At 49.6% G+C, this 4256-nt stretch carries 4 protein-coding genes; 1 reads left to right on the forward strand and 3 read right to left on the reverse strand.

What is annotated here, in order from left to right; all coding sequences use genetic code 11:
- On the reverse strand, window positions 1-1765 hold a 1765-nt coding region (gene nifJ / locus PKX57_RS11415), incomplete at its 3' end, for a pyruvate:ferredoxin (flavodoxin) oxidoreductase (protein ID WP_472417423.1).
- Between the two features lie 318 nt (window positions 1766-2083).
- On the opposite strand from nifJ, the gene PKX57_RS11420 reads away from it, so the two are divergent.
- The gene (locus PKX57_RS11420; RefSeq protein WP_472412750.1) at window positions 2084-2563 is read left to right on the forward strand and encodes a hypothetical protein; all 480 of its coding nucleotides are present in this window, start codon (window positions 2084-2086) and stop codon (window positions 2561-2563) included.
- 41 nt (window positions 2564-2604) lie between these two features.
- On the opposite strand, the gene PKX57_RS11425 is transcribed toward PKX57_RS11420, so the two are convergent.
- Window positions 2605-3585: a lipoate--protein ligase gene (locus PKX57_RS11425; protein ID WP_472417425.1), complete on the reverse strand. Its 981-nt coding sequence runs from the start codon at window positions 3583-3585 to the stop codon at window positions 2605-2607.
- Between the two features lie 6 nt (window positions 3586-3591).
- The coding region (locus PKX57_RS11430) for a LysM peptidoglycan-binding domain-containing M23 family metallopeptidase (RefSeq protein WP_472417427.1) at window positions 3592-4256 on the reverse strand (665 nt) is incomplete at its 5' end.

Here is a 4256-nt window from a genome sequence, read left to right on the forward strand (position 1 = left end):
AAGATTTCACGATTGCGTCTTTCAGATGCTCTACAGCGTCTTCTATCGGGATGACGTTGGCCAGTTTGAAGAAGGCCGACTGCATTATCATGTTGATTCTATTTCCGAGACCGATTTCAACGGCTATCTTCGTGGCGTCGATCGTGTAGAACTTGATATCGTTTTCCGCCAGGTATCTCTTCATGCTGGCCGGAAGATGCTTATCGAGCTCTTCGAGGCTCCAGCCGGTATTGAGAACGAAGGTACCGCCCTTCTTGAGTCCATCGAGAAGATCGTACTGGTTCACGTAGGCCGGTTTGTGACAGGCTATATAGTCGGCTTCGTCGATGAGATAGGTGGATTTAATGGGCTTCTTCCCGAATCTGAGATGCGAGATCGTCACGCCGCCGGATTTTTTCGAATCGTAGGCGAAGTATCCCTGCGCATAGAGTTTCGTGTAGTCGCCGATGATCTTTATGGCATCTTTGTTCGCACCGACCGTTCCGTCGGAACCGAAACCCCAGAACTTGCAGCGGATGGTGCTCTCCGGAGCGGTGTTGATCTTGTCTTTGATTTCCAGGGACGTATTGGTAACGTCGTCTATGATTCCGATGGTGAAGTGATCCTTCGGGGCGGTATTCTTGAGATTATCGAAAACGGCCTTGATCTGAGAGGGAGTCGTGTCTTTCGAGCCGAGACCGTACCTTCCGCCTACCACCAGAGGGGCGTCTTCACAGTTGTAGAAAAGTGTCTTGACGTCTTCGTACAAAGGTTCGCCCAGAGATCCCGGCTCTTTGGTTCTGTCGAGAACGGCGATCTTTTTGACTGTTTTGGGGAGCACGTCGAAGAAGTGCTTCGCCGAGAAGGGTCTGTAGAGATGAACCTTGAGGACGCCGACCTTTTCTCCCTTCTTGAGAAGGTAGTCCACGGTCTCCTCGACAGTCTCCGTTACCGAACCCATGGCAATTATTATATTTTCGGCTTCCCGATCGCCGTAATACACGAACGGTTTGTATTCGCGTCCGGTGAGCCTGGATATCTCATCCATGTATTTGGCAACTATGTCCGGGACGGCATCGTAGAATCTGTTGGAAGCTTCTTTCGCCTGAAAGAAGATATCCGGGTTCTGGGCCGTGCCCATAGTTTTGGGATGCTCCGGGTTCAGGGCGTCGTCTTTGAAACGCTTGACGGCTTCATAATCGACCAGCTTCGCCAGTTCTTCGTAGTCCAGCACTTCGATTTTCTGGACTTCGCTGGAAGTTCTGAATCCATCGAAGAAATGCAGGAAGGGAACCCTGGAGTTGATCGCCGAAAGGTGGGCGATCGAACCGAGATCCATTATTTCCTGAACGCTTCCGGAAGCCAGAAGGGCAAACCCCGTCTGCCTGACGGCCATAACGTCGGAATGATCGCCGAATATCGAGAGAGCGTGACCGGCGATGGCGCGGGCGCTGACGTGAAACACTCCCGGTAGAAGTTCGCCGGCGATTTTGTACATGTTGGGAACCATGAGAAGAAGTCCCTGCGATGCCGTGAAGGTTGTGGTTAAAGCTCCGGCCGCAAGAGAGCCATGAACCGCCCCCGCCGCACCGGCTTCCGATTGCATTTCTATAACATCGACGACCTGACCAAAAATGTTCTTCAACCCGTTTGCCGCCCAGGCATCTGCGAGCTCCGCCATGGTGGAAGACGGGGTGATAGGATAAATGGCCGCCACCTCTGTGAAAGCGTAAGCGACGTGGGCGGCAGCCGTATTACCGTCCATTGTTTTCATTACTCGTGCCATTTTTTACCTCCTGGAATCCTTGAAGTTTTGGCTGATCTATATGGTTCATGATATACATGAATTTAGTTCAGTGCTCCGGTCACTGTTCATCTACATTATAGAACAAGTTGCAACAGCTTTCATGGACAGATTTTTTTTAGCCTGTGAACTGCATTAAACAACCTGTCGAAAAAACAGAACTTTCGCTAAGAAAAAAATAGAAAATGCAACGAATAAAAATTAAGTCATAAATATCAATAAATAAAATAATTATCTTATCTTGCAAAATAAATTGATATATGATATAAAAATATGACCAAAATTCAAAGAGGTGATTTCATGGCATTATCGAGGAAACAGATTGCGATTATAATCGGGGCTTCCATTCTCCTGACGGGGCTCTTTCTTCCGGCGATTTCTCTGAACGCCAATAATCTGCTGGCAAACATTGCCGGTTCGAGCAACTATATTCAGGCCGACCAGACTTACGGTGTGATACTTCTATTGCTTTCGTTGATTGTGGTGACGCTTGCGATTGCGAAGAAATTCCAATGGGCGTTCATAGGAGCCGTTGCGGCTCTGGGAATACTCGTCTTCAGACTCGTCACCTTTCTTTCGGATATCTCTAAATTCAACTCTCTTCAGAGTAGCATAAATCCAGACCCGTTTTCGCTCGAGTTCGACGGATTCATGCGCATGACACAAGAGATAACTGTCGGCATTTCTCTGAACTGGATAAGTTGGATAGCTATGTTTGCGGGCTCGATAATAACAATAATCGCATTGCTGAGAGAAGATGAAATCAATGAAATCAAGTGAAGCGATTACCTTATATAAATCGAACACAAGGACCTCGAGTCTTACAGTTCTACCTGGTCGAACCACTCTAAAAGATCGGCACGTTCATTATTTTCCGGGAGGCTGGCAAGGGCTCCTGCCAGGCTCTTCCTGGAAAACTCTATATCTTTCAGAGAAGCTCTTAGCGATTCTATGAAATCCACGTCCATAGAATCGGAATAAACCACCGCTTCCCTGATCATTCCCTTTCTGACGTTCAATCCTATCTCTATTCCGCCCCAGACGAAGCGGTTTTCAATCTCGAAGTCGAACTCGGGACTCTTTCCCAGCAGCCATTCTCTGGATGAATACTTCGCGTAAAGAGTTTTGACCTCTTCCCGGGAGGCGATTTCGCCGTAGTCCAGAATCCTGTCTATATGACCGTACTCCTCTATAAAGCCATCGTACATGGCCCTTTTCATTATCTCTATCGTCAGATCGGGTTTGAGATCCTTCAGGTTTACCACCCTCGATGCGACGGATCTGACGCCCTTAGATTCCATTTTCGCCTTCGAGACGTTCAGGTACATCGAAAGCTTGCTCATATCGACGCCTATAAGCACCGTTCCATGGTGATACGATGCCTGCCGGCCATGATAGAAGGCGTTGCCGGAAAACTTCTTGCCCTCGGCCAGAATATCGTTTCGCCCGCTGAAATTGGCTTCGATCCCCAGCCCGTTAACCGCATCGACTATTACGGCGAGCTGCCTGTGGAGATTGTACTCTAACCGGGGAAGCAGGAAAGTGAAGTTGAGATTTCCCAGATCGTGATAGACGGCGCCACCGCCCGACAAACGCCGGGCGAGTTTACCGCCGTCCCTTTCTAGGTTCTCTATACGGCACTCCCGCCAGGCGTTCTGGTTACGCCCGATTACCACGGTATGGGCGTTCTGCCAGAGGTACAGCACGGCGTTATCGTGCGCGTAAGTGTCGAGCAAATATTCTTCTATTGAAAGATTCAACCACGGGTCGAAAGAATTCGACTCTATGTAAGCGGTCTTCAACGTTTCTTATTTACCTCCGAGTCCGAGAGAGCCCGGCTCTTTTCTCACGTACATGTACTGGCTGCTGGACAGATAACTCCTCGGATCTTTACACTGGTTCTTGGAATCGACTATCTCGAAATGCAGATGCGGACCGGTTGCCCTGCCGGTCTCTCCTACCCTGCCGATCAACTCACCTCTGGCGACCCGTTGTCCCGAATAGACACTTATGTGGCTCAGATGGGCGTAACGTGTCTTCGAACCATCGGCGTGAAGAATGATTATGTTCAGGCCGTAACCACCGTTGTCGGCGGCTTCGATCACCGTACCGTCTCTGGCCGCGAAAACCGGCGCCCCCTGCTGAACGGCGATATCCATACCGGAATGGAATGTTGAAGCGCCTGTGAAGGGATCCTTTCTCCAGCCAAACTCCGAGGAGATCTTCCCGTAAACCGGCCAGGAATACTGAGTACTGATGTTCACGTTACTGCAGACACTCACGATTTCCAGCGGAATGAACAATCTCTGACCCGTGTAGATCTTCGAAGAGTAGCTCAGCCTGTTGGCGCTCATGATGTCTTCAACCAGAGCGAAAAAGAGCTTGGCAATATACTCCGGAGAGTCGCCGTCCTGAACATCGTAGAAGAAACCGTCTCTTACGGGAATGTAGATCGCCTGACCCGATTCGAGAC

Origin of the sequence: Mesotoga sp. (genome assembly GCF_035363035.1) — a bacterium.
Classification (GTDB): domain Bacteria; phylum Thermotogota; class Thermotogae; order Petrotogales; family Kosmotogaceae; genus Mesotoga.